Raw genomic sequence first — 25559 nt, 5'->3', positions numbered from 1 at the left:
TTAATATAGTTTTAAGATTTTCAATCTTGACACGTTTATTAGGTTAGAGATATGCCAAAGGATTATTTCCAGAGTTGAGCGACCTTAGCTTGTACTTCGGTATTTTCAAGAAATTCATCGTAAGTTTCATCGATACGATCGATAACTCCGTTTTTAGAAAGAATAATAATATGGTTCGCTAAAGTTTGAATAAACTCGTGGTCATGACTTGCAAAAATAATAGATTCTTTGAAATCTTTTAGTCCATCATTGAGACTTGAAATAGATTCCAAATCTAAGTGGTTTGTTGGATCATCAAGAACAAGAACATTAGATTTTAATAGCATTAATTTCGAAAGCATAACGCGTACTTTTTCACCCCCAGATAAGACATTAACAGATTTGTTAACCTCATCTCCAGAGAAAAGCATACGACCTAGGAAGCCACGTAAGAAGGTATTATCGTCTTCTTCTTTACTAGCAAATTGACGAAGCCATTCTAAGATTGACTCGCCAGAAGCAAAGTCTCGTGAATTGTCTTTTGGAAGGTAAGAACGACTAGTTGTTACTCCCCATTTGATTGTTCCTTCATATTCGATATCCCCCATCAATGCTCGAATAAGTGCAGTAGTTTGGATATCATTTTGTCCAATAAGTGCAGTTTTATCACCAGGACGAAGAATGAAACTGATATTATCAAGGATTTTTTCCCCATCAATAGTGACAGAGAGATTTTCAACGGTCAATAAATCATTTCCCATTTCGCGTTCGGCTTTAAAGTTAACGAATGGGTATTTACGGCTTGATGGTACAATCTCTTCAAGTTCAATTTTATCAAGCATTTTTTTACGAGAAGTTGCTTGTTTTGATTTTGAAGCATTCGCTGAAAATCGTGCAACGAATTCTTGAAGTTGTTTAATTTTTTCTTCTGCTTTAGCATTACGATCAGCTTGTAAACGAGCTGCTAATTCTGATGATTCTTTCCAGAAATCATAGTTGCCGACGAACAGTTTAATTTTTCCAAAATCAAGGTCAGCCATATGTGTACATACTTTATTCAAGAAATGACGGTCGTGGGAAACTACAATAACTGTATTTTCAAAGTCAATCAAGAAATCTTCTAACCAAGTAATAGACTGGATATCAAGTCCATTGGTAGGCTCGTCAAGGAGAAGTACATCTGGTTTACCAAAGAGAGCTTTTGCAAGGAGAACTTTAACTTTGTCTCCATTAGCTAATTCACTCATATTTTGATAATGAAGCTCTTCTGAAATATTTAGATTTTGGAGTAATTGAGAAGCCTCACTTTCAGCCTCCCATCCACCGAGTTCAGCAAATTCTCCTTCTAATTCCGCAGCGCGAACACCATCTTCATCAGAAAAATCTTCTTTCATGTAGATAGCATCCTTTTCTTTCATGATACTATAAAGTGTTTCATTACCCATGATAACGACATCAATGACGCGCTCATCTTCATAATCAAAATGATTTTGGCGAAGTACAGAAAGGCGTTCATCTGGGCCAAGTGCAATATGTCCCGTTGTTGGTTCAATATCACCAGCTAAAATTTTAAGGAAAGTTGATTTACCAGCGCCATTTGCTCCGATAAGACCATAGGTATTTCCTGCTGTAAAGTTAATGTTAACTTCATCAAATAATTTGCGATCACTAAAACGTAGTGAAACATCTGAAACTGTAAGCAATTTTGTTACCTCTTGTGTATATTCTATCTGCTATTCTACTAGAAAAAGCTTTAATTATCAATCGATTACATTGGCATAAGAATGTCTTCATCAAGACGTCCATGATTTTTTTGAAGACTAAATCCACGTCCAGAAGCTTGTGATGTTGGAGTTACTGTTATGAAGGCTGTTTCGTCAATTTCTGCTATTGCCTCTTGTAATTTAGCAAACTCATAACCAGCAATAGTTGTCATAAGCATGATTTGATTAGTTCCAGAATATCCCCCTTTAACGGGAATTTCTGTTACTCCTCTATCTGCGACAGTATTGATATATGTCTTAATTTTTTGGTGCTCTTGAGAAACGATTAAGACAGTGCTTAAGGTTGTAAATCCAGTTTGGATAGCATTAATAATATAACTAATAGTTATCAACCCAATAATAGAAAACATAACCGTATCACTGTCAAAAGCTAGGAAACCAACAATTGTAACAAGTCCATCAATCAATATAACCCCTTGTCCAAGGCTTATAGGAGTATATTTTCCTAAGAATTGAATGATAATCCCCGTTCCACCAGTTGAAGAGTCGCTCCAAAAAACAATCCCCAAACCACATCCTACAATAACACCTCCAAAAAGTGCTGCGAGGAGTGGGTTGTGGGTCAAAGTTGGTACACTTTGTGTTAACTTAATAAAAACAGGAAAAATCCAAGAACCATAGACAGTTTTTAAAAAGGTTTGTTTACCTAAGCCAAAGTAGCAAAGAAGGAGCAATGGAATATTGATAATCATAATAAAAAAAGCAGAATCCCAACCAAATACTTCATGAAAACTAACTGCCAAACCACTAATCCCCCCCGTGACAATATGATTATGAAGAAAGAAAGCGTTGAAACCAAATGCAACAATTAGAGATCCAATATTTAATAGTATAAAATTCTTAATTTTTTTAGACATGATAAGCTCCTTAACTTTAGTAATAATAACATGATAAAAAGAGAAAGTTGTCAATAAATAATATTGACAACTCAGTCATAACATTTTTATTTTATCAAAACTTATTATTACCTATTATCTAACAGCGAGACTTGGTAGTCAAGTAAATTTAGAAAAGAAATTTCTCGATATTTTTGAGTTGAATGCCTATTTTATTGGTATATAATAGAAAACATGATAATACAAGAAGGAGAATTTGCTATAATGCGCAGAGATGATATTATAATGCCACAAGATGGAAGAAAAATGGCTGTATTATTGGGTTTTATTGGTGGTTTTATTGACGTTTATAGTCACATGCAGTTTCACTCCCTTGTTGCAACACAGACAGGTAATATTATCTTGATGGTGGCAAATCTCGGACAAAATGATTTTCACTTTTTTATCACTAAATTATTTTCTATTTTCTTTTTTTCAATTGGTTTTTTGGTTGGTATTGTGATTAAAGAACGTGCAGTAACAGCTTTTTGGCGTCTATATGCATTATGTCCCCTTTTACTTTCTACGATGTTTATTCCTTTTGTTGAAAATGTAAACCACAATATCTGGGTAGCTTTATTAGCCTTTAGCACAGGTATTTTAATGTTGACATTTTCAGGAAGTCGCATTGAATCTGAACCATACACTATCTTAATGACTTCTGGTAATTATCGGAAAATGCTACAATTTTGGTATGAGTATATTGTTAATCGTCAGAGAACGGCTATGCAAAAAAGACGAGCTATCAATTATTCACTGGTAGTTCTAGCATTTATTATTGGAGCATTGGTAGCTGCAATAGTTTACGATATCTTTGCATATAGAGCTATTTTAGGTGTGACGATAACGCTTTTAATTATTATGATTCATTATACGATTGAAATTATTAAGAACGATTTAACGTTACATAATGTTTAATCATCTTAATAAGGTGAATGTTTCTTGTAGGGATGAATTGCAATAGGGCTTGTGACATGATAAGATAACTATATGAAATGATATCTTTGGTATATTAAGGAGTAAACATGACAAAACCAATTATCTTAACAGGTGATAGACCGACAGGAAAGTTGCATATTGGACATTATGTAGGTAGCTTAAAAAATAGAGTTCTACTTCAAAATGAGGGTAGCTATACTTTATTTGTCTTTTTAGCAGACCAACAAGCACTGACAGACCATGCTAAAGATCCGCAAACTATTGTTGAATCAATTGGTAATGTTGCACTTGATTATTTAGCTGTTGGGCTGGATCCAAACAAGTCGACTTTATTCATTCAAAGTCAAATTCCTGAGTTAGCAGAATTAAGTATGTATTATATGAACTTGGTTTCACTTGCACGTTTGGAACGTAATCCAACTGTAAAAACAGAAATTGCTCAAAAAGGTTTTGGTGAGTCTATTCCAGCAGGATTCTTAGTTTATCCTGTTGCACAAGCAGCTGATATAACCGCTTTTAAAGCTAACCTTGTTCCTGTAGGGACTGACCAAAAACCAATGATTGAACAAACACGTGAAATAGTTAGATCTTTCAATCATGCTTATAATTGTCAGGTTTTAGTTGAACCAGAGGGAATCTATCCAGAAAATGATGCAGCAGGTCGTCTGCCAGGGTTAGATGGTAATGCAAAAATGTCTAAGTCATTAAATAATGGAATCTTTTTAGCAGATGATATGGATACAGTTAAGAAAAAAGTTATGAGCATGTATACTGATCCAAACCATATTAAAGTAGAAGAACCAGGACAAATCGAAGGTAATATGGTATTCCATTACCTTGATGTTTTTGGAAGAGATGAAGACCAAAAAGAGATTACTGCTATGAAAGAACACTATCAAAAAGGTGGACTTGGAGATGTTAAAACAAAACGTTATCTACTTGATATCTTAGAGCGTGAATTATCACCTATTAGAGAACGTCGCCTTGAATATGCTAAAGATATGGGACAAGTTTATCAAATGTTACAAAAAGGTAGTGAGAAAGCTCAAGCTGTTGCAGCCTCTACTTTGGATGAGGTTAAATCAGCCATGGGTTTGAACTATTTTAAATAATATATTCCTATAATAAAAGAGAGCTAGATATATCTAGCTCTCTTTTATTATAGGAATGCCTAAGGAGTGACATTACTTTGTTATTAATAAGGAGTGTATGTAATGGTAATCTACATTGTTTAATTTACAACAATTTGTGTCCCTGCATTTTCTGCTAAGACATTATCAATATTTTCAAGTGAAGTAATGATAGCACGCGCTTCTGGTTTATTTTCAACAAAAGCAATCGCAGCTTCTACCTTTGGTAGCATACTGCCAGGGGCAAATTGATTTTCAGTGATATATTGTTTCATTTGTGAAACAGTAACTTCCTCTAATTTTTCTTGATTAGGTTTATTAAAATTAACAAAAACGTTGTCAACGCCAGTTAAGACGATGAATAAGTCGGCATCAACAAGTTCTGATAAAGTTTGACTGGCAAAGTCTTTGTCAATAACAGCTTCAACCCCTTTTAATGCTTTTGTATTAGCATCTTCAATAACTGGTACACCTCCGCCACCTGCGCTAATAACAACCACACCAGAGTCCACTAACCGTCTAATAACAGAAGCTTCTTTGATACCAACCGGTTTTGGTGAAGGAACGACTTTACGCCATCCACGACCAGCATCTTCTTTAAATTTTGAACCTGTTTCTTGGGCTTGTTTCTTGGCATCTTCTTCAGATAAGAATGGGCCAATAGGTTTTGTTGGATTAGTGAAAGCTTGATCTTTTTCATCTACAATAACTTGAGTTACCACTGTTGCAACCTCTTTGTCAATGCCTTGTTCTTGTAATTCATTGTTAAGAGCATTTTGTAACCAAAAACCAATACTTCCTTCTGTCATGGCAACACAAGTATCCAAAGGCATTGCTGGATTCTTTTCAGAATCTGAATCTGCTTGCTGTAGCAATAAGTTACCAACTTGGGGACCATTTCCATGAGTAACAATGACATCATGGCCTTCTTTAATCAGTTTGACCAGTGATTTTGATGTGTTGATTAATGCTTCTTGTTGTGCTTTTGCTGAAGCATCTGTTGATAGAATAGCGTTACCACCTAAGGCAACTACGATTTTTTGATGTTCTTTTACCAATTTATCCCTCTTTCTAATGACTAACCTGCTAGGATTGCAGCAATGTCAATTTGTCCAGTCATAATTTCAATAATACATAGTAAGCAAAGCGCTAGAATGACAATGGCACTAATTTTTTCATATCTCACAAAGATAGGAAGCTTGTCATCTTTTCTCATTTTAATATAGAGAATCATACCTAGAGTATAAGCAATCATTGTCAAAAGTAAGTAATCAAAACCACCAGCGTAGATAAGGTAAACAGCATAGATTGTAGCGAGGATACCGATAATTAAATTCTTTTGATGTCCTGGAGTTGACTTATCCTCACGGAGTGTGAATTGTAATTGATATAGTGCTGTAAAAGCATAAGGAATTAAGATAGCAGATGATGCTAATGCGAAACCAAAACGATAAGCACTTTGTGTGAATAAGAACGTGATTAAGAATGCTTGTACACAAAGATTAGTGACTAAGAGTGAGTTGATTGGAGCTTTGTTTTTATTTTCTTTTGCAAAAAATTTAGGAAAAGCACCTTCTTTAGCAGCTTGATATGGTAATTCTGCTGCAAATAAAGTCCAAGCAAGAATAGCGCCAAATACTGAAATGATAACACCAAGGTTAACTAAGATAGCACCCCAGTGACCAACAGCTTTTTCTAGAACGTAAGCCATAGCTGGTGTTTTTAAGTTTGCAAGTTCTGGACGTGACATGATACCAAGTGATAAAACAGAAATCAATACATAAAGTGAAATCATAGTGAATAATGCTAGGATACTTGCTTTACCAATATCAGAGTGTTTTTTAGCACGACCTGAGAAGACAACGGCGCCCTCAATACCAATAAATACCCAAACAGCGGTTTTCATAGTTGAATTGACTTGGTTGAAAATTGATTGATGTAATCCATTTCCCCAGATATCAAGACTAAAAATGTTAAATTTGAAAGCTAATAACGCTGAAATTAAGAAAATAATAACAGGTACTAATTTTGCAAAGGTAACTACGGTATTAATAAATGCAGCTGTATTAACACCTCTTAAAATTAAGAAATGGACAACCCAAATAACTATACTTGCTCCAATAATTGAGATGATATTATTTCCATTACCAAAGAATTTAAAGAAATAACCGAGTGAACTGAATAAGAGTGCAGCGTAGGCAACATTTCCAAGCCAAGCTGATAACCAATAACCCCATGCAGAGTTAAATCCCATAAAGTTTCCAAACCCCTCTTTAGCGTAACTAAAGATTCCAGCTGTTAGGTCCGGCCTTTTTTCAGATAAATTTTGAAAACTTAAAACGAAAGTTCCCATCCCGATAGCAGTAATTACCCAAGCAATAAGCATTGGTACCAAACCGGCTCTGGAACTCATATTTTGCATTAAATCAAAGATTCCGCCACCGATAAGAGAGCCAATGACAAGCATTGTTAGTGGTAAAAGACCTAATTTTTTTTCTTTTTCCATTTTATACCTCATTTCCTAAAATAGGGAATTGACTATATGTCAACTCCCTATAGTCGTTTAATTTAAACTTTTGGAATGAAAAGATTTCCAAGGGTTGCAGCCATTACAGCTTTAATAGTGTGCATACGATTTTCAGCTTGGTCGAAATGACGAGCATATTTGCTACGGAAGACTTCATCAGTAACTTCCATTTCCTTGACCCCAAATTTTTCAGCGACGTCTTTGCCATAAACGGTATTTGTATCATGGAATGCAGGTAAGCAGTGTAAGAAGATAAGATTATCATTATTAGCTTTTTTAATCAGTTCCATGTTTACTTGATATGGTTGAAGAAGTTCAACGCGTTCTTTGAACTTATCTTCTTCTCCCATCGATACCCAGACATCAGTGTAAAAGACGTCTGCTCCCTTTACAGCTTCGTCTACATTATCAGTAACGAGAACGTGAGCCCCAGATTCTTTGGCATATCCTTCAGCCAATTTAACAATCTCTTCAGCAGGGAAAAGTTCTTTTGGAGAAAAGATGTGTACATTGACCCCCATCAAAGTCCCAGCCACTAAAAGCGAGTTGGCAACATTGTTACGTCCGTCACCACAGTAAACAAGAGTAATACCTTCAAGTTTACCGAAGTTTTCTTTGATAGTAAGGTAGTCAGCTAGCATTTGTGTTGGATGCCATTCATCTGTTAAACCATTCCAGACAGGTACTCCAGAAAATTCAGCAAGCTCTTCAACCATTCTTTGGCTAAAACCACGGAATTCAATACCATCAAACATACGTCCTAAAACCTTAGCAGTATCTTCTGTTGATTCTTTTTTACCAAGTTGAATATCATTTGCACCAAGGTATTCCGGATGAGCGCCTAGGTCAATTGCTGCAGTTGTAAAGGCTGCGCGAGTACGAGTAGATGTTTTTTCAAATAAGAGAGCAATATTTTTACCTTCAAGATAATGATGAGGAACACCACGTTTTTTAAGGTCTTTTAAATGAGCTGAAAAATCAATAAGATATTCAAATTCCTCACGAGAAAAATCTTTTTCTGCTAAGAAACTACGTCCTTGAAATACTTGTGTCATATGTTAATGTCTCCTTTAAATTAAATATTTTTCGAGTGTTTGACAGGCTTCCCCGTCTTCCATATAAATATTCCCAGTAGCTTGATACCCAAGTGTCTGGTAGAAATCTTTTGCTGTCAATTCAGCATGTATAGTTAGATAGTGATAACCATTTTCTTTTGCATAATTTTCTAGTGCTATAATAATTTTGGTACCATAGCCGTTACCACGATAACCTTTTAAAGTCGCAATTCGAGTCAAACGAGCTTCTGTTTGAGTTTCAGGAAGAAAGCGTCCTGTTGAAACTGGCTGTTTCCATCATAAAGAACAGCATAAATAGTATCTTGCTCGTCATTATCATCGAATTCTTCTTTCATTTTTATATTTCTTTCGATAACGAAAACAGAAAAGCGAATATATAGGCTTGCAGCTCTTTGGTAAGGCAAGTGATTGACTAATAGCTTCATAAATTTTAAAGGTCTTCACGTTCAAATGGCATTGACATGCAGCGTGGTCCACCACGCCCACGAACTAATTCACTTCCATTAATCTTAATTAATTTCAATCCTTTGGACTCTAAGATTGCATTTGTGATTGTATTTCTGTTGTAAACGACAACGACACCTGGTGCTATAGTTAATGTATTTGAACCATCATTCCATTGTTCACGTCCAGCAGCGACTAAGTTGTCACCCCCGCAACGAATCAATTCCACTTTCTCAACTCCTAGGTTTTTCGCTAGAAGATCTGCCAAATCACCTTTTTCTTCTTCAATATGAAGATCTTGGTTTTCGTAAGTTACAGAGTAAACGCGAAGATCGCCTTCAATTTCTGGGTGAATTGTAAACTTGTCATAGTCAACCATTGTAAAGACTGTGTCAAGGTGCATAAATTTACGATTATTTGCAAATTCAAATGCTAAAACCTTTTTAAAACCTAAATTTTGTTTAAAAATATTGACTAAGAGTTTTTCAATAGAGGCAGCATCAGTACGTTGAGAGATACCCACGGCAAGGACATCTTTAGAAAGGACGAGCTCATCTCCACCTTCAATACGAGTTGTTTCTTCACGATCATAGACCATAGGGACTTTTCCACCGTACTCTGGGTGATGTGTAAAGATATATTTACCGTATAAAGTTTCGCGATTACGTGTTTCAGAGAACATATGGTTTAATGAAACTCCATTCCCAATAGTTGCAAATGGATCACGTGTAAAGTAAAGATTTGGCATCGGATCTATGGCAAATGGATAATTAGATTCGACAAGATCAGTTAGACCTTTTTCAGAAGATGGGATTTCAGGTAGCTCAGACTTTTGGATACCTGCCATAGTTTTTTCGATAAGTTCTTTATTATCTTTGATATTGAGTAATAATTCTCGAATAGCTTTTTTAGTAGCACGACCGCGAACATTTGCTTCGCCAATGTACTCATCGATAAACTGTTCACGAATTTCTTGGTTTGTTAGCGACTCGGCAGCAAGATTTTCAAGGTAAAGTACTTCGACTCCTTCGTTGCGAAGTGCTTGTGCAAACGCATCGTGTTCTTTTTGTGCATCTTCCAAAAATGGGATATCATCAAACAAGAGTCTCTCTAAATAATCAGGCATCAGATTTTCTATTTCTTTACCTGGACGGTGTAGCATAACTTTTTTAAGTTTTCCAATTTCTGAGAAAACATGAATTGGATGTGTTTGAGTCATATTTTACTCCTTTCTTAGTTAGAGATTTGCATTGAAACAGGATTTATCTCTATATCTACACTTACATTCTACTTTCTTTTGAATATAAAATAGGGAAGTTATTCGCATTAAAAGTGTTAAGAATGTCACGATTATATCCAAAAAAATTTAAATTTATAAAAATGAAAGCGATTTCTACACAATTTCTTTCTTTTATCGTTGGAAAGTGAGAAATTATTAACCTAAAAAATAACGAAAAGTAAAATTTTTACTTTTCGTTTTAATGTTATAGCGTTATTTCACTGTGTTCTTTATCTAATATGATGGTCTGTGTTTTAGCTTTTAGAAAGCGATTTGTATTGGTGGCGATAAAGTCCAACGCTTCTTTAAAAATAATTTCTCTTCTATTATCAATTAATTCGATAACTAAAAAAGCGTTCTGAGTATTATCGGTAATCATAGTACGTTTTCCATCACGCCAATTAAAACAGCGGCAAACTGCTCCAACATCATCAACATAGGCAAGCTCACCTGAAAGAGTTGGTATGTTAAAATCTTCGCCAATCAAGTAAAATTCATCACCACCATTGGTAATAGTTAGTTTTAAATCACCTCTAAATGTATCACTATCCTCAGCACCAATAGGTAATCCAAACCTAAGGCTAGCGGCATTATAGATATCAACTAGAGGATTTATACTAGTAATTTCGTTTCCTGAATTAATTCGCTTCAATAATGCTTCGATACTTGAACGTGCACCTTTTTTAGTTTTAAAGGTTTGATATGCTTTGCGATAAGTTTGGATAACTTTGTTTTGACTGAATTCTTTCTCTTGCAAATATTTTTTTGCTAAAGAATGACTATCAGACAGTAACTGTTTAAGTTCTGTTTCAAGGTTCCTGTCCATGTGATAATCTTTGATTAAGATTACTCCAATTTTAGAAGTTGGAAACAAATTCCAGTACGATGAATCAACAATAAATTTAGTCATGAAGGCCTCTTAATTTTTTTAAAAGATATCAGAACAATTACATTTTCTCAAAAGCGTTTTCAAAATTCAACGAAAAACGTTCTTTCTACGAATTTTTTTGCTATAATGAAGGAGGATTTATCGTGACAAGAAAATTTTATACATTAAAAAATTTTCATTATACAAAAAATGTTCGCATCTAATGATTAGAAAGGTCTAGAAAATCAGGTGATTACAAAAGAACAATATTTTTATTTCAGACAACTAGATGATTTTAAACACTTTACTATTGAACAATTTGACCATATTGTGAGCCACATTAAACATCGTACAGCTCTAAAAAATCATACCTTATTTTTTGAAGGTGATTACCGTGAAAAACTGTTTTTAATCCAGTCAGGACATGTAAAAATTGAACAATCAGACGCTTCTGGTTCTTTTATTTATACAGATTATGTTAGACAAGATACAGTTTTTCCTTATGGAGGTCTCTTTTTGGATGATGATTACCATTTTTCAGCAGTAGCTATTACGGATATTGAGTATTTTTCTCTGCCAATGGCTTTATACGAAGAATACTCTCTTCAAAATATCAATCAAATGAAGCATCTTTGTCGGAAATATTCTAAGCTATTACGAGTTCATGAAATACGACTTCGTAATATGGTGACTTCAAGTGCCAGTATGAGAGTTATCCAATCGCTTGCAACTCTACTTTTGCAAGTTCCTACAGAAAGGGGACATTTACCTTTTCCTATTACAACGATTGAAATTGCCAATATGAGCGGAACTACTCGCGAGACAGTTAGTCATGTTTTAAAGGAATTACGCCAAAAAGATATCGTTGAAATGAAAGGAAAGAAGCTTCTCTATAATAATAAAAATTATTTCAAGAAATTCATTGAATAAGGAGTTTATATGAATAAAAAAGAAACAAGACACCAATTAATTCGTTCCTTAGTCTCTGAGACTAAGGTGCGTACACAACATGAGTTAAGGGAATTACTAGAAAAAAATGGCGTTTCAGTGACGCAAGCAACATTATCTCGAGATATGAAGGAACTTAATTTAATTAAGGTTAACGAAAGCAGTGATAATGCTACAGAAACTTATTATGAGATTCATAGTATATCTCAGAAGCGTTGGGAAGAACGGTTACGTTTTTACATGGAAGATGCCCTAGTCATGCTGTTTCCAGTTCAAAACCAAATCGTTTTGAAGACACTACCTGGCTTAGCTCAATCTTTTGGCTCCATATTAGATTCGATTTTATTACCTGAGATCTTAGCAACTGTCTGTGGTGATGATACTTGTTTGATTATTTGTAATAATAGTGAAGAAGCTCAAAAGTGTTTTGAGAAATTAAGTCAGTATACGCCGCCTTTCTTCTTCTCAAAAAAATAGAAAATTAAGAAGATTTTTTCATTACTTTAAAGAGCTAGAAGCTATTAATTCTATGCTCTTTTTATATTGACAAATGATTTTAGCGTGATATGATAGTAACAATATAATTTTAATGGGATTTTTTATATCTACTATCTAAGAAAAGAGGATTTTTTGATGTCAAATTGGGATACTAAGTTTTTGAAAAAAGGTTTTACTTTTGATGATGTTCTGCTTATTCCTGCTGAAAGCCATGTTTTACCAAATGAAGTTGATATGAATACAAAGTTGGCTGATAATTTGACATTAAACATTCCAATCATTACAGCTGCAATGGATACAGTTACAGATAGTAAGATGGCTATTGCTATTGCACGTGCTGGTGGGCTTGGTATCATTCATAAAAATATGTCAATAGTTGATCAAGCAGAAGAAGTTCGTAAAGTTAAACGCTCAGAAAATGGTGTTATTATTGACCCATTCTTCTTGACACCAGATAATACTGTCTCTGAAGCTGAGGAATTGATGCAAAACTATCGCATTAGTGGAGTTCCTATTGTAGAGACACTCGAGAATCGTAAATTAGTTGGAATTATTACTAACCGTGATATGCGTTTCATTTCTGATTATAAACAACTAATCTCAGAGCACATGACAAGTCAAAATCTTGTAACAGCTCCTATTGGTACAGATCTTGAAACTGCGGAGCGTATTCTTCATGAGCATCGTATTGAAAAGCTACCTTTAGTAGATGATGAGGGACGTCTTTCAGGACTTATTACTATTAAGGATATCGAAAAAGTTATTGAATTTCCTAAGGCAGCAAAAGATGAATTTGGACGTCTCTTAGTTGCAGGTGCAGTAGGTGTAACCTCTGATACTTTTGAACGTGCAGAAGCTTTGTTTGAAGCAGGTGCAGATGCTATTGTCATTGATACAGCACATGGACATTCAGCTGGTGTGCTCCGTAAAATTGCTGAAATTCGTGCTCACTTCCCTAATCGCACATTGATTGCGGGAAATATTGCTACAGCAGAAGGAGCGCGTGCACTTTATGATGCAGGTGTGGATGTCGTTAAAGTTGGTATTGGTCCAGGTTCAATTTGTACGACTCGTGTCGTTGCTGGGGTAGGTGTTCCTCAGATTACAGCTATTTACGATGCAGCGGCTGTTGCGCGTGAGTACGGTAAGACTATCATTGCTGATGGTGGTATTAAATATTCAGGTGATATTGTAAAAGCACTTGCAGCAGGTGGAAATGCAGTTATGCTAGGTTCAATGTTTGCAGGAACAGATGAAGCGCCAGGAGAAACAGAAATTTTCCAAGGGCGTAAGTTCAAGACATACCGTGGTATGGGCTCAATTGCAGCAATGAAAAAAGGTTCAAGCGATCGTTATTTCCAAGGTTCTGTAAACGAGGCTAACAAATTGGTTCCAGAAGGTATTGAAGGTCGTGTAGCATACAAAGGTTCAGTAGCCGATATTGTTTTCCAAATGCTTGGTGGCATTCGTTCTGGTATGGGATATGTAGGTGCAGCGAACATAAAAGAACTTCATGATAATGCTCAATTTGTTGAAATGTCAGGAGCTGGTTTGAAAGAAAGCCATCCCCATGATGTTCAAATTACAAATGAGGCACCAAATTATTCAGTACACTAAAATAAGGACAAAAAAGCATCCCCTATGAGGATGCTTTTTGTTGCATAAAAGAAACAAATATAGTAAAGTTTTTGTATGAAAAATTATGGAAAAATTTTAAAAGAGTTGAGAGAAGACAAAGGTATATCCCTAAGTTCTCTAGCCAAAAGTGCTCAATTATCAAAATCAACTCTATCACGTTTTGAAAATGGTGAGACACAAATAGGTATTGATAAATTTATTAAAGCTTTACAAACGTTGGAGGTTGGGGTAACTATCAATGAAGTATCCATTCTAGATTCAAAAGTTAAGGCTGGAACTTCTAATACTGATTTAGAGCAATTAACTTTACTGGAATCTTATCGAGATAATGAAGATATCATGAGAATTTTCAGTTTCCAAGAACAACAATCCTGTGATAGAATAGAAAGCAATGTTCTCAAAATATTGGCTAAACTTTTTATTTCAAATTTAGGGTTAAATATGAGGCTGCCTCAAGATGAGATTAACCTGGTAGTTACTTATCTGAATGGTGTGACACAGTACAATGATTTTTATTTCAAAGTCATCTGCTATTTTCAAGATATTTTACCTGAAGATGTTATTTTAAATAAGATTAGTAATATGACTAAAGAACAGTTACCTTATTCTAAATCACTGGTCAATTTATTGATAAAACAAGTCATTATAGCTTTGGAAAAAGATAGTGTTGATAAAGCTATAGTATTTGCTGATCTTGCTAATAAAGTTAGTCAATAGATTCTCTAGGATTGAAAATAGGTAATACTTAATATTCCATTGTAAGGAGAAAGAATTGGAAGGTTTACTTATTGCATTGATTCCCATGTTTGCGTGGGGAAGTATTGGATTTGTTAGTAATAAAATTGGAGGGCGTCCAAATCAACAAACATTTGGAATGACTTTAGGAGCATTGCTATTTGCGATTATCGTATGGTTATTTAAACAGCCAGAGATGACTGCCTCATTGTGGATTTTTGGTATCTTAGGTGGTATCCTATGGTCAGTCGGCCAAAATGGTCAATTTCAAGCAATGAAATATATGGGAGTCTCTGTTGCTAATCCACTGTCAAGTGGTGCACAATTAGTAGGTGGAAGCCTAGTTGGTGCTTTAGTCTTTCATGAATGGACTAAGCCAATCCAATTTATTTTAGGATTGACAGCGTTGACATTATTAGTTATCGGCTTCTATTTCTCAAGTAAACGTGATGTTTCAGAACAAGCTTTGGCAACACATCAAGAGTTTTCAAAAGGATTTGCTACAATTGCTTATTCAACTGTAGGTTACATCTCGTACGCAGTTTTATTTAACAACATTATGAAGTTCGACGCTATGGCCGTCATTTTACCCATGGCTGTTGGAATGTGTCTAGGTGCAATTTGTTTCATGAAGTTTCGTGTTAACTTTGAGGCTGTTGTTGTTAAAAATATGATTACAGGTCTCATGTGGGGCGTTGGTAATGTCTTCATGTTATTGGCAGCAGCTAAAGCAGGGCTAGCAATTGCTTTTAGTTTTTCTCAACTTGGAGTAATTATCTCTATTATTGGTGGTATTTTATTTTTAGGTGAGACAAAAACGAAGAAAGAGCAGAAATGGGTTGTCATGGGTATCCTTTGTTTTGTTATGGGTGCTATATTACTTGGTATTGTTAAATCTTATTAAAAAGCAACAGATTAATCTGTTGCTTTTTTTTCATTAATACTAATAGTACCATCACTAACGTTAAAGATTTTGAGTTGATCAGGTAAAGCACTTAAATGTTCTAAACTTGTTGTAGTAATAAATGTTTGAACATTCTCTTTGATTCCCTCTAAGAGTTTTAGTTGACGATGGTTGTCAAGTTCACTCATGACGTCGTCAAGTAAGAGAATCGGATAATCGTTGGTAACGGTTTTTATTAGCTCAATTTCTGCTAATTTCAATGATAAAATAAGGCTTCTTTGTTGCCCTTGGCTACCAAAAGTAGCATTGATATCATTAATAAAGAAAGTAATATCATCACGATGAGGTCCGATGCTTGTGTTTTTCTTAAAGATGTCTCTTGAGTGGCTTTTAGATAATTGGTTTAAAAAATGTTCCCTAATACTTGACTTATCTGTAAACTCTATTGACGATTTGTAGTGAATAGATAAATGTTCTAACTCAGTACTGATAATGTAGTGATGTTTGTCCGCTTCATCATTTAGGGCTTGGATAAAATCAAAACGGTGTTCAATGACACGACTTCCATAATCAGCTAATTGTTCATCAAGGACTGTTAAAAAAGTTTTGTCGACGTTATTAGTAGTTTTTAGATAAGTGTTTCTTTGTTTTAATACATGATTGTAATTTGAAAGTTCAGCTAAGTACGTTGACTTAATTTGTCCAATATCTATATCTAAAAATTTTCGTCTTAGACTAGGTGCACCTTTAACTAATTGAAGATCTTCAGGGGCAAAAAGTACGACAGTCATAGCCCCAATATAATCAGATAATTTTGCCTGTTTAAGATGGTTAACTTTAGTGATTCTTCCTTTTTCAGATAATTGAATATCTAAGTTAAGATGGCCACTTTTGCGGATTACCTCACCTGTAATTTGTACATCATGGTGTTTAAAATGTACAAGTTCTTTATCAGAACGGGTACGGTGACTTCGAGTCAAAGCCAAGAAGTAGATTGCTTCTAAAAAATTTGTCTTTCCTTGAGCATTGCGGCCAATGAAAATATTGAGGTTGGGTGAAAAATCTACTTGTGCTTCTTCATAATTACGATAATGTTTTAAAGAAATATTTTTTATCCACATTTTTATGTCCCTGGAAAGCGAACTGGTTTTTTGCTAGTTTTTGATTTATCTTTGTTGGTGTTTTTATTCATTTCTTTAACGATTGCTGAAACACGCTGTTTTTCAGCTATTTCTACATTACGTTCTTCAATTTCTTGATCTGATGGCTTCCTTATAATGATCTCGATATTTTGATCAGGAATAGTAATAATATCCCCCAGGCGGAGTTTCTTTCCACGCCTATTTTCAAGGTCACCGTTAAACAATACTTGATTATCCGCTAAAAATTTTTTAATGGCTCCGCCACTTTGAATGATACCAATCTCTTTTAGAAGTGATTGTAAAGTAATATATTCATCAAATAATTTATAATCCATGACTTTTTAATCTCCAATTTTAGATATCACATCATTATAGCATAAAATTATTTTTTGAGTTGAACTTATGATATGGAGACAAGGTATAAAAAATGGGAGTAAATATTGGTTGACGACTTTGTCAATTTTGAAGAAGATTGAAATTTAGAATTAATCATATCTTGGATGTTTAATCTTTTTTAACGCCTTTAAAAATGATATAATCTTAGCTAACAATACAGAACACAAAGGATATTGAATGAAAATAGTTGAAGGCGTTTCTCTACATTTAATTAAAAACCAACAATTTAAGACTAATCATCTTACTTTTCGATTTTCAGGTGATTTTAATAATAAAACAGTAGCACGTAGATCGCTCGTTGCTCAAATGTTAGTTACTGCAAATGCTAAGTACCCTAAGGTACAAGAATTTCGAGAAAAGTTAGCTTCCTTATATGGTGCTAGTTTATCAACTAAGATTTCTACTAAGGGTCTTGTTCACATTGTTGATATTGATATTGTATTTGTTAAAAATACCTTTACTTTAGAACAAGAAAATATCGTTGAACAAATTATTACATTCTTGGAGGATATGCTGTTTTCTCCTTTAATTTCTTTAGAACAGTATCAAACATCTATTTTTGATACTGAGAAGAAAAACCTTATTCAATATTTAGAGGCCGATATTGAAGATAATTTTTATAGCAGTGACTTAGCACTAAAATCTTTATTCTACAATAATAAGACACTTCGTTTACCTAAGTATGGTACAGCATCTTTAGTGGAATCAGAAAATTCATTTACAGCTTATCAAGAATTTCAGAAGATGCTTAAGGAAGATCAATTAGATATTTTTGTCGTAGGAGATTTTGATGACTATCGAATGATTCAGGCATTTAATCGTATGGCATTTGAGCCACGTCACAAAGTATTAGCTTTTGATTATACGCAGACTTATGAAAATATCACGAGAAGTCAAGTAGAAGATAAGGACGTTAATCAATCTATTATGCAATTGGCTTATCATCTTCCAATAACTTATAAAGATGAAGATTATTTTGCTTTAATAGTATTTAACGGTTTATTTGGTGCTTTTGCCCATTCCTTGTTGTTTACAGAAATTCGAGAAAAGCAAGGTTTAGCCTATACTATAGGTAGTCAATTTGACAGCTTTACAGGTCTCTTTACGATATATGCAGGTATTGATAAAGAGAATCGTGAGCGTTTTTTGAAGCTTATTAATAAGCAATTCAATAATATTAAGATGGGCAGGTTCTCTTCTACATTATTGAAACAAACAAAAGATATATTGAAAATGAACTATGTTTTAGCTTCTGATAATCCTAAGGTCATAGTTGACCACATTTATCATGAACATTATTTAGATCAGTTTCATACTTCAGCACTATTCATTGACAAAGTGGACGATGTAACAAAATCAGATATTGTCAGCGTAGCAACAAAATTAAAATTACAAGCTTTTTATTTTTTGGAAGGAAACTAGGATGACAGTTAATAAAATAACTTATCAGAACCTTCAGGAGGAAGTATATAAGTTAACATTAGAGAGCGGGCTAAATGTATATCTTATTCCAAAACCATCATTTAAGGAAACTGTTGGAGTATTGACAGCAAATTTTGGATCACTCCATACAAGATATACGAGGAATGGTTGTGTAGAACATTATCCGGCAGGAATTGCTCACTTCTTAGAACATAAATTATTTGAACTGGATAAAGGACAAGACGCTGCAACTCAATTTACTAAATATGGCGCCGAGAGTAATGCCTTTACAACTTTTGATAAAACTAGTTTTTATTTTTCAACTATAAGTCACATTACAAACTGCTTAGATATACTACTTGACTTTGTATTGACAACAAACTTTACAGAAGAGTCAATTACTAAAGAAAAAGACATTATCAAACAAGAAATTGAAATGTATCAAGATGACCCAGAATATAGGCTTTATCAAGGAGTGTTATCGAACCTTTACCCCAACTCTCCATTAGCATTTGATATCGCTGGAGATTACCAATCAATCTCTCAAATAACCTTAACCGATTTACAAGAAAATCACAAAGACTTTTATCAGTTGTCTAATATGAATTTAGTTCTTGTTGGACAATTTAGTCCACAAGAAATTATAACTTACCTTCAAAAAAATTCTCATTTAACAAATTACTCACAGAATATTGACCGAGATTCTATTAGTCTTGAACCTGTTATAAAAAACAACTCTTGCCATATGACAGTGACAAAACCTAAATTAGCTATTGGTTATCGAAAATCAAGTCATATGAGACATGGTTCTTACCTAAAAGAGAAAATCGGATTACAGCTATTTTTTGCAATGCTTTTAGGATGGACTTCTACAATTAATCAAGACTGGTACGAATCTGGTCAAATTGATGACTCTTTTGATATAGAAATTGAAGTTCATCCAGATTTTGAGTGCGTTATTATTTCTTTAGATACGACAGAGCCAATTGCTTTTTCAACTCAGTTGAGGTTATTGCTAAAAAATGCTTTGCAATCATCTGATCTTACCGAAAGCCACTTACAAAACGTTAAGAGAGAGCTCTATGGCGATTTTTTAAGGAGCTTAGATTCTATTGAAAATCTCGCAATGCAATTCGTCACCTATTTATATGATGGAAAAACGATGTATTTAGATTTGCCATCTATCGTTGAAGAATTAGACTTGGAAGATGTCATTACGATTGGTAAGGATTTCTTAGATAATGCTGACACATCTGACTTCGTTATTTTTCCAAAATCTTCGTAAATAATCTGAAATTTTGATATAATAAGGAAGCTTAGACATCTATAAAGTTGGTATGTCAAAAGTCTTTTACTAGTTTTGAAATAACATAATATAGGAATACTATGTTTCCAAAAGGAGAATTTATGGTGAAGAAAGAAAATATTCCGAATCTATTAACTGTAGTCAGAATTTTAATGATTCCGTTATTTATAGTATTAACTTCAGTAACAACAAGTACAACTTGGCATATTGTTGCAGCTATTGTATTTGCTATTGCAAGCTTGACCGATTACCTAGACGGTTATCTAGCACGTAAATGGCAAGTAGTAACAAATTTTGGGAAATTTGCAGATCCATTAGCTGATAAAATGCTAGTTATGAGTGCTTTTATCATGTTAGTTGGACTAGACTTAGCACCGGCTTGGGTTTCAGCTATTATCATTTGTAGAGAGCTAGCAGTTACAGGTTTGCGTTTACTTTTAGTTGAAACAGGTGGAACAGTACTTGCTGCAGCTATGCCAGGGAAAATAAAGACGGCTACTCAAATGTTTGCAGTTATTTTTTTGTTAGTACATTGGATGACACTTGGTAACATCATGTTATACATTGCTTTATTCTTTACCTTGTATTCAGGCTACGACTATTTTAAAGGTGCAGGCTTCTTATTTAAGGATACTTTTAAATAATGACAAATATTATTACTGTTAATAATCTCTTTTTTAAATATGATAGTAATCAAACACATTATCAATTGGAGAATGTATCGTTTCATGTGAAACAAGGAGAATGGCTATCTATTATCGGTCATAATGGTTCTGGGAAATCCACTACTGTTCGTTTAATAGATGGGCTTTTAGAGGCGGAGTCAGGCCAGATTATCATTGATGGACAAGAGTTAACCGAAGATAATGTCTGGGAGTTACGTCACAAGATTGGCATGGTATTTCAAAATCCTGATAACCAATTTGTAGGGGCAACTGTTGAAGATGACGTCGCCTTTGGTTTGGAAAATAAAGGTATTCCTTTGAAAGACATGAAAGAAAGAGTGGACCAAGCACTTGATTTGGTAGGCATGTCTGAATTTAAAATGAGGGAGCCTGCACGTTTATCTGGGGGACAAAAGCAGCGTGTAGCCATTGCAGGAGCTGTAGCTATGCGTCCACAAGTTATCATCTTGGATGAGGCGACTAGTATGCTTGATCCTGAGGGACGATTGGAACTGATAAGAACGATACGAGCTATTCGTCAAAAATATAATCTTACTGTTATTTCAATTACACACGACTTAGATGAAGTTGCATTGAGTGATCGTGTCATCGTTATGAAAAATGGTAAAGTTGAGTCGACATCCACTCCAAAAGCGTTATTTGGTCGTGGAAATCGTTTGATTAGTTTAGGTTTAGATGTTCCCTTTACAAGTAGGTTAATGGCAGAACTGGCTGCTAATGGTCTTGATATAGGGACAGAGTATCTTACAGAGAAGGAATTAGAAGAACAATTATGGGAATTGAATTTAAAAATGTAAGTTATACCTATCAAGCCGGCACTCCTTTTGAAGGGCGTGCCCTTTTTGACGTCAATCTGAAAATTGAAGATGTTTCCTATACCGCGTTCATTGGGCACACAGGTTCTGGAAAATCAACTATTATGCAACTTTTGAATGGTTTACATATTCCTACAAAAGGTGAGGTAATTGTCGATGATTTTTCTATTAAAGCAGGGGACAAGAACAAAGAAATCAAATTTATAAGGCAAAAAGTTGGTTTAGTTTTTCAATTTCCAGAAAGTCAGCTTTTTGAAGAGACAGTTTTAAAGGATGTTGCTTTTGGACCACAAAATTTTGGTATTTCTCAGATTGAAGCTGAAAGGCTGGCTGAAGAAAAATTAAGGTTAGTTGGTATCAGTGAGGATTTATTCGATAAAAATCCATTTGAACTTTCTGGAGGGCAGATGAGGCGGGTTGCTATAGCTGGTATTTTAGCGATGGAACCCAAAGTACTAGTACTGGATGAGCCAACAGCTGGACTTGATCCTAAGGGAAGAAAAGAATTAATGACTCTTTTTAAAAATCTTCATAAAAAAGGAATGACTATCGTCTTAGTGACTCACTTAATGGACGATGTAGCGGATTATGCTGACTATGTGTATGTTTTAGAAGCAGGGAAAGTAACCTTATCAGGACAACCAAAACAGATTTTTCAAGAAGTAGAACTTTTAGAAAGTAAACAATTAGGAGTTCCCAAAATCACCAAGTTTGCTCAAAGACTATCTCATAAGGGATTAAATTTACCTAGTTTACCAATTACTATTAACGAATTTGTGGAGGCTATTAAGCATGGATAAATTGATTTTGGGACGTTACATACCAGGTAATTCTCTCATTCATAAATTAGATCCTCGAAGTAAGTTACTAGCCATGTTGCTTTTTATCATTATTGTTTTTTGGGCAAATAATGTAGTGACAAATGTGATCGTATTCATTTTTACGTTGGTTATTGTGGGTTTATCTCAGATAAAATTTTCCTATTTTTTCAATGGTATTAAACCGATGGTTGGTATTATTTTATTTACAACCCTGTTCCAGATGCTGTTTGCACAAGGCGGGCAGGTTATCTTCTCGTTTTGGATTTTTAGCATCACTAGCCTTGGGTTACAACAAGCAGCACTTATTTTTATGAGATTTGTTTTAATTATCTTCTTTTCGACATTACTTACCTTAACTACTACTCCGTTAAGTTTAGCAGATGCTGTTGAATCTTTGTTAAAACCATTGGAAGTACTGAGAGTACCAGCACACGAGATTGGTTTGATGTTATCCCTTAGCTTACGTTTCGTTCCTACTTTAATGGATGATACAACACGTATCATGAATGCTCAAAGAGCTCGTGGAGTTGATTTTGGAGAGGGAAACCTAATTCATAAGGTTAAGTCCATTATCCCTATTTTGATTCCATTATTTGCTTCTAGTTTTAAAAGAGCAGATGCGTTGGCAATTGCTATGGAAGCAAGAGGTTATCAAGGTGGAGCCAATCGTAGTAAGTACCGTTTATTGAAGTGGACTGTTCGGGATACTTTTAGTATATTACTGATGTTATTATTGGGTTTGAGTTTGTTTCTATTAAAAAATTAAAAGGTTAAGGTCAGTTTATGGTCTTAGCCTTTTCATTTATATAATGTGAAAAGCTCAACAACTTTACTTAAAGAAAACTAAAAATTGTTTTTTGGAGGCCTTTTCTTTATTAATTTACAATTTATTTGTAATAAATTTCATCTAAGGCAAAACAATTAGTAATATTTACAAGGTATGATAGTACGCGTATCAATTAATGAAAGAGAGCATATATTATGTCAATAACCTCGGTTAAAAAATCAAAACCATTTAAATTAGGAGTGGCAGGTCTTTTAGTGGGTGCTTCATTAGCTTTACCACTTTCAGTAAGCGCAGCATCTTATACCGTGAAATCAGGTGATACCTTATCAGCTATTGCTAAAAATCATAAAACTACGGTACAATAGTTAGTGTCTCTCAATAGTATCAGTAACGCTGATGTCATCAGTATAGGTGATGTTTTAAAATTGGATAATTCTACAGCTAGTCAAGCAGAAGCAAAATCTCAACCAACAATTGAAAATTCAATGAATTCTTCATCAAATTTGAGTTCAAGTGATTCAGCTGCAAAAGAAGAAATAGCTCGTCGTGAATCAAATGGTAGTTATACTGCACAGAATGGACAATATTATGGAAGATATCAACTGTCTCAATCTTACCTAAATGGCGACTTATCTCCTGAAAATCAAGAAAAAGTAGCGGACAATTATGTGGCTTCTCGTTACGGATCTTGGTCGGCAGCGCTATCATTTTGGAATAGTAACGGTTGGTATTAATAAAAGTTGATAAAACAAAGAGATTTACTTAAAATTAAATCTCTTTGTAATATTTTTAACATCTATTCAATTGCAAGGTAACAAATAAAGTATAATATAGGTAACATGAATAAAAGAAGAAAATTATCAAAATTGAATGTAAAAAAACAACATTTAGCTTATGGAGCTATCACTTTAGTAGCCCTTTTTTCATGTATTTTGGCTGTAACGGTCATCTTTAAAAGTTCACAAGTTACTACTGAATCTTTGTCAAAAGCAGATAAAGTTCGCGTAGCCAAAAAATCAAAAATGACTAAGGCGACATCTAAATCAAAAGTAGAAGATGTAAAACAGGCTCCAAAACCTTCTCAGGCATCTAATGAAGCCCCAAAATCAAGTTCTCAATCTACAGAAGCTAATTCTCAGCAACAAGTTACTGCGAGTGAAGAGGCGGCTGTAGAACAAGCAGTTGTAACAGAAAATACCCCTGCTACCAGTCAGGCACAACAAACTTATGCTGTTACTGAGACAACTTACAAACCTGCTCAACACCAGACAAGTGGCCAAGTATTGAGCAATGGAAATACTGCAGGGGCGGTCGGATCTGCTGCTGCAGCACAAATGGCTGCTGCAACAGGAGTCCCTCAGTCTACTTGGGAACATATTATTGCCCGTGAATCAAATGGTAATCCTAATGTTGCTAATGCCTCAGGAGCTTCAGGACTTTTCCAAACGATGCCAGGTTGGGGTTCAACAGCTACAGTTCAGGATCAAGTTAATTCAGCTATTAAAGCTTATCGTGCTCAAGGTTTATCAGCTTGGGGTTACTAGTGAATAGCTATAAATTAACTTTACACTATTGTCAATAATAATTACAGATTGCTAAAACAAATAAATAAAAACGCTACAGTAAAGCTGTAGCGTTTTTATTTATTTTCAGGGAAAGAGTAGAAAATTGATAAACTTTATTCCCCAAAAATTTCTTTGCTATAACGTCTTCCTGTCGGCGTGGCAGCAAGTCCTCCTTCTGCAGTTTCACGAAAAGCAGTCGGTAAACTTGATCCAACTTGATACATTGCATCAATAACTTCATCTACTGGAATTTGCGATTCAATACCAGCCAAGGCCATATCAGCAGCAACAAGTGCAAAACTTGATCCAAGAGCATTCCGCTTCACACAAGGGACTTCAACTAAACCTGCAACAGGGTCACAGATAAGTCCAAGCATATTTTTAATAACAAATGCTATAGCTTGGCTAGCTTGGAAAGGAGTACCTCCAGCAGCCATAACTAAAGCAGCCGCAGCCATAGCACTAGCTGACCCAACTTCAGCTTGGCAACCTCCTTCTGCACCTGAGATAGAGGCATTATTACCAATGACAAGACCAAATGCGCCGGCTGTAAATAGAAAATTAAGTTGCTCTTCTTCTGTTAAATTAAGCTTTTCAATGGCTGTAGAAATCACAGCTGGTAAACATCCTGCACTACCTGCAGTTGGTGTTGCACAGACCAGTCCCATCTTAGCATTTAACTCATTAACAGCCATAGCATTCCTAACGGCAGCTAGGATTGTGGTATCTGAAATAGTTTTTCCTGATTGTAAATATTGATCCATCTTGACAGCATCACCGCCTGTTAAACCACTGATTGATTTACTAGGGGTCAATCCATCAATAACAGAAGCTTTCATAACCTCAAGGTTTCGGGACATAATATAACGAATTTCTTCACGACTTCTACCAGTCATTTCAATTTCCGTTTGGATCATGAGCTCTGCTATGTTACCCTTATGTTGGCTATTAGCTTGCTCTACCAGCTCTTCAATTGTATAAAACATAGTTACCCT

Annotated in this window: 24 protein-coding genes and 2 pseudogenes; 15 read left to right on the top strand and 11 right to left on the bottom strand. The window is 34.7% G+C overall.

The features are described from left to right. Positions 1–62: 62 nt before the first annotated feature. Together A6J68_RS01000 and A6J68_RS00995 are read right to left on the bottom strand one after the other, a co-directional pair. Positions 63–1682, bottom strand: a complete 1620-nt coding sequence (locus A6J68_RS01000; RefSeq protein WP_000958802.1) for an ABC-F family ATP-binding cassette domain-containing protein — start codon at positions 1680–1682, stop codon at positions 63–65. Positions 1683–1747: 65 nt separating this feature from the next. After that, positions 1748–2620 (bottom strand): YitT family protein, encoded by an 873-nt coding sequence (locus A6J68_RS00995; RefSeq protein WP_000037681.1) that lies wholly within the window; start codon positions 2618–2620, stop codon positions 1748–1750. Positions 2621–2863: 243 nt separating this feature from the next. Here A6J68_RS00995 and A6J68_RS00990 point away from each other — a divergent pair, with 243 nt between their 5' ends. Next, positions 2864–3556 carry a YoaK family protein gene (locus A6J68_RS00990; RefSeq protein ID WP_001250491.1) on the top strand — a complete coding sequence of 231 codons (693 nt, stop codon included), beginning with the start codon at positions 2864–2866 and terminating at the stop codon, positions 3554–3556. A gap of 107 nt (positions 3557–3663) precedes the next feature. Further along, complete coding sequence (trpS, locus tag A6J68_RS00985) at positions 3664–4689, top strand: tryptophan--tRNA ligase (RefSeq protein ID WP_000165475.1); 1026 nt, start codon at positions 3664–3666, stop codon at positions 4687–4689. A gap of 119 nt (positions 4690–4808) precedes the next feature. Here the strand turns inward: trpS and arcC are convergent, their stop codons facing one another. The 6 genes and pseudogenes from arcC to A6J68_RS00955 all read right to left on the bottom strand — a co-directional run bounded on the left by arcC (position 4809) and on the right by A6J68_RS00955 (position 10943). Beyond that, on the bottom strand, positions 4809–5765 hold the full coding sequence (gene arcC / locus A6J68_RS00980) for a carbamate kinase (RefSeq protein ID WP_000237850.1): 957 nt from the start codon (positions 5763–5765) through the stop codon (positions 4809–4811). A gap of 20 nt (positions 5766–5785) precedes the next feature. Next, positions 5786–7213, bottom strand: coding sequence for an arginine-ornithine antiporter (gene arcD / locus A6J68_RS00975; protein WP_000410018.1), 1428 nt, complete (start codon positions 7211–7213; stop codon positions 5786–5788). A 62-nt stretch (positions 7214–7275) separates the two neighbouring features. Further along, positions 7276–8289, bottom strand: coding sequence for an ornithine carbamoyltransferase (gene argF, locus A6J68_RS00970; protein ID WP_000195400.1), 1014 nt, complete (start codon positions 8287–8289; stop codon positions 7276–7278). Between the two features lie 15 nt (positions 8290–8304). Then, positions 8305–8735 (bottom strand): annotated as a pseudogene (locus A6J68_RS00965) (GNAT family N-acetyltransferase). 5 nt (positions 8736–8740) lie between these two features. Beyond that, positions 8741–9973, bottom strand: coding sequence for an arginine deiminase (gene arcA / locus A6J68_RS00960; RefSeq protein ID WP_000194839.1), 1233 nt, complete (start codon positions 9971–9973; stop codon positions 8741–8743). 265 nt (positions 9974–10238) lie between these two features. After that, positions 10239–10943 (bottom strand): B3/4 domain-containing protein, encoded by a 705-nt coding sequence (locus A6J68_RS00955; protein WP_000159978.1) that lies wholly within the window; start codon positions 10941–10943, stop codon positions 10239–10241. A 207-nt stretch (positions 10944–11150) separates the two neighbouring features. On the opposite strand from A6J68_RS00955, the gene A6J68_RS00950 reads away from it, so the two are divergent. From A6J68_RS00950 to A6J68_RS00930, 5 genes are all read left to right on the top strand, one after another. After that, a complete protein-coding gene (locus tag A6J68_RS00950) occupies positions 11151–11831 on the top strand; it encodes a Crp/Fnr family transcriptional regulator (RefSeq protein WP_000628848.1) in 681 nt (226 codons plus the stop codon). 9 nt (positions 11832–11840) lie between these two features. Continuing rightward, positions 11841–12326 carry an arginine repressor gene (locus tag A6J68_RS00945; protein WP_001034427.1) on the top strand — a complete coding sequence of 162 codons (486 nt, stop codon included), beginning with the start codon at positions 11841–11843 and terminating at the stop codon, positions 12324–12326. A 156-nt stretch (positions 12327–12482) separates the two neighbouring features. After that, the gene (gene guaB / locus A6J68_RS00940) at positions 12483–13964 is read left to right on the top strand and encodes an IMP dehydrogenase (RefSeq protein ID WP_000073444.1); all 1482 of its coding nucleotides are present in this window, start codon (positions 12483–12485) and stop codon (positions 13962–13964) included. A 75-nt stretch (positions 13965–14039) separates the two neighbouring features. Continuing rightward, positions 14040–14702, top strand: coding sequence for a helix-turn-helix domain-containing protein (locus tag A6J68_RS00935; RefSeq protein ID WP_001869051.1), 663 nt, complete (start codon positions 14040–14042; stop codon positions 14700–14702). A gap of 55 nt (positions 14703–14757) precedes the next feature. Continuing rightward, the gene (locus A6J68_RS00930) at positions 14758–15624 is read left to right on the top strand and encodes a GRP family sugar transporter (protein ID WP_000398683.1); all 867 of its coding nucleotides are present in this window, start codon (positions 14758–14760) and stop codon (positions 15622–15624) included. 11 nt (positions 15625–15635) lie between these two features. Here A6J68_RS00930 and recF read toward each other — a convergent pair whose 3' ends face one another. Continuing rightward, the gene (gene recF / locus A6J68_RS00925) at positions 15636–16745 is read right to left on the bottom strand and encodes a DNA replication/repair protein RecF (protein WP_000264866.1); all 1110 of its coding nucleotides are present in this window, start codon (positions 16743–16745) and stop codon (positions 15636–15638) included. 2 nt (positions 16746–16747) lie between these two features. Beyond that, a complete protein-coding gene (gene yaaA / locus A6J68_RS00920) occupies positions 16748–17101 on the bottom strand; it encodes a S4 domain-containing protein YaaA (protein ID WP_000384867.1) in 354 nt (117 codons plus the stop codon). A gap of 238 nt (positions 17102–17339) precedes the next feature. Here yaaA and yfmF point away from each other — a divergent pair, with 238 nt between their 5' ends. From yfmF to A6J68_RS00880, 8 genes and pseudogenes are all read left to right on the top strand, one after another. Next, entirely contained in the window at positions 17340–18584 is a 1245-nt protein-coding gene (yfmF, locus tag A6J68_RS00915; RefSeq protein ID WP_000706188.1) for an EF-P 5-aminopentanol modification-associated protein YfmF, read from the top strand. A gap of 1 nt (position 18585) precedes the next feature. Then, entirely contained in the window at positions 18586–19869 is a 1284-nt protein-coding gene (gene yfmH, locus A6J68_RS00910) for an EF-P 5-aminopentanol modification-associated protein YfmH (protein ID WP_000217762.1), read from the top strand. 122 nt (positions 19870–19991) lie between these two features. Then, positions 19992–20534 (top strand): CDP-diacylglycerol--glycerol-3-phosphate 3-phosphatidyltransferase, encoded by a 543-nt coding sequence (pgsA, locus tag A6J68_RS00905; RefSeq protein ID WP_000239224.1) that lies wholly within the window; start codon positions 19992–19994, stop codon positions 20532–20534. Next, positions 20534–21373: an energy-coupling factor ABC transporter ATP-binding protein gene (locus A6J68_RS00900; protein WP_000181757.1), complete on the top strand. Its 840-nt coding sequence runs from the start codon at positions 20534–20536 to the stop codon at positions 21371–21373. Before pgsA ends, A6J68_RS00900 begins: the two co-directional genes overlap by 1 nt. Beyond that, positions 21349–22191 carry an energy-coupling factor transporter ATPase gene (locus tag A6J68_RS00895; protein ID WP_000510607.1) on the top strand — a complete coding sequence of 281 codons (843 nt, stop codon included), beginning with the start codon at positions 21349–21351 and terminating at the stop codon, positions 22189–22191. The genes A6J68_RS00900 and A6J68_RS00895 overlap by 25 nt, the downstream gene beginning before the upstream one ends. Beyond that, entirely contained in the window at positions 22184–22978 is a 795-nt protein-coding gene (locus A6J68_RS00890; RefSeq protein ID WP_000359358.1) for an energy-coupling factor transporter transmembrane component T family protein, read from the top strand. Before A6J68_RS00895 ends, A6J68_RS00890 begins: the two co-directional genes overlap by 8 nt. 215 nt (positions 22979–23193) lie before the next feature. Beyond that, positions 23194–23733: pseudogene (locus A6J68_RS00885) on the top strand (LysM peptidoglycan-binding domain-containing protein). A 105-nt stretch (positions 23734–23838) separates the two neighbouring features. After that, entirely contained in the window at positions 23839–24543 is a 705-nt protein-coding gene (locus A6J68_RS00880; RefSeq protein WP_001042662.1) for a transglycosylase SLT domain-containing protein, read from the top strand. 134 nt (positions 24544–24677) lie between these two features. Here the strand turns inward: A6J68_RS00880 and sdaAA are convergent, their stop codons facing one another. Then, on the bottom strand, positions 24678–25550 hold the full coding sequence (gene sdaAA, locus A6J68_RS00875) for an L-serine ammonia-lyase, iron-sulfur-dependent, subunit alpha (RefSeq protein ID WP_000500148.1): 873 nt from the start codon (positions 25548–25550) through the stop codon (positions 24678–24680). Between the last annotated feature and the right edge of the window lie 9 nt (positions 25551–25559).

The organism is Streptococcus sp. 'group B' (assembly GCF_002073795.1).
In the GTDB taxonomy this organism is placed as follows: domain Bacteria; phylum Bacillota; class Bacilli; order Lactobacillales; family Streptococcaceae; genus Streptococcus; species Streptococcus agalactiae.
This window is presented reverse-complemented; position numbering and strand designations above follow the sequence as displayed.

Coding starts and splice junctions, on each gene's coding strand:
- A6J68_RS00995 (WP_000037681.1), bottom strand. CDS start 2,620: ATGTCTAAAAAAATTAAGAATTTTATACTATTAAATATTGGATCTCTA.
- A6J68_RS00990 (WP_001250491.1), top strand. CDS start 2,864: ATGCGCAGAGATGATATTATAATGCCACAAGATGGAAGAAAAATGGCT.
- trpS (WP_000165475.1), top strand. CDS start 3,664: ATGACAAAACCAATTATCTTAACAGGTGATAGACCGACAGGAAAGTTG.
- arcD (WP_000410018.1), bottom strand. CDS start 7,213: ATGGAAAAAGAAAAAAAATTAGGTCTTTTACCACTAACAATGCTTGTC.
- argF (WP_000195400.1), bottom strand. CDS start 8,289: ATGACACAAGTATTTCAAGGACGTAGTTTCTTAGCAGAAAAAGATTTT.
- arcA (WP_000194839.1), bottom strand. CDS start 9,973: ATGACTCAAACACATCCAATTCATGTTTTCTCAGAAATTGGAAAACTT.
- A6J68_RS00955 (WP_000159978.1), bottom strand. CDS start 10,943: ATGACTAAATTTATTGTTGATTCATCGTACTGGAATTTGTTTCCAACT.
- A6J68_RS00945 (WP_001034427.1), top strand. CDS start 11,841: ATGAATAAAAAAGAAACAAGACACCAATTAATTCGTTCCTTAGTCTCT.
- guaB (WP_000073444.1), top strand. CDS start 12,483: ATGTCAAATTGGGATACTAAGTTTTTGAAAAAAGGTTTTACTTTTGAT.
- A6J68_RS00935 (WP_001869051.1), top strand. CDS start 14,040: ATGAAAAATTATGGAAAAATTTTAAAAGAGTTGAGAGAAGACAAAGGT.
- recF (WP_000264866.1), bottom strand. CDS start 16,745: ATGTGGATAAAAAATATTTCTTTAAAACATTATCGTAATTATGAAGAA.
- yaaA (WP_000384867.1), bottom strand. CDS start 17,101: ATGGATTATAAATTATTTGATGAATATATTACTTTACAATCACTTCTA.
- yfmF (WP_000706188.1), top strand. CDS start 17,340: ATGAAAATAGTTGAAGGCGTTTCTCTACATTTAATTAAAAACCAACAA.
- yfmH (WP_000217762.1), top strand. CDS start 18,586: ATGACAGTTAATAAAATAACTTATCAGAACCTTCAGGAGGAAGTATAT.
- pgsA (WP_000239224.1), top strand. CDS start 19,992: ATGGTGAAGAAAGAAAATATTCCGAATCTATTAACTGTAGTCAGAATT.
- A6J68_RS00900 (WP_000181757.1), top strand. CDS start 20,534: ATGACAAATATTATTACTGTTAATAATCTCTTTTTTAAATATGATAGT.
- A6J68_RS00895 (WP_000510607.1), top strand. CDS start 21,349: ATGGGAATTGAATTTAAAAATGTAAGTTATACCTATCAAGCCGGCACT.
- A6J68_RS00890 (WP_000359358.1), top strand. CDS start 22,184: ATGGATAAATTGATTTTGGGACGTTACATACCAGGTAATTCTCTCATT.
- A6J68_RS00880 (WP_001042662.1), top strand. CDS start 23,839: ATGAATAAAAGAAGAAAATTATCAAAATTGAATGTAAAAAAACAACAT.
- sdaAA (WP_000500148.1), bottom strand. CDS start 25,550: ATGTTTTATACAATTGAAGAGCTGGTAGAGCAAGCTAATAGCCAACAT.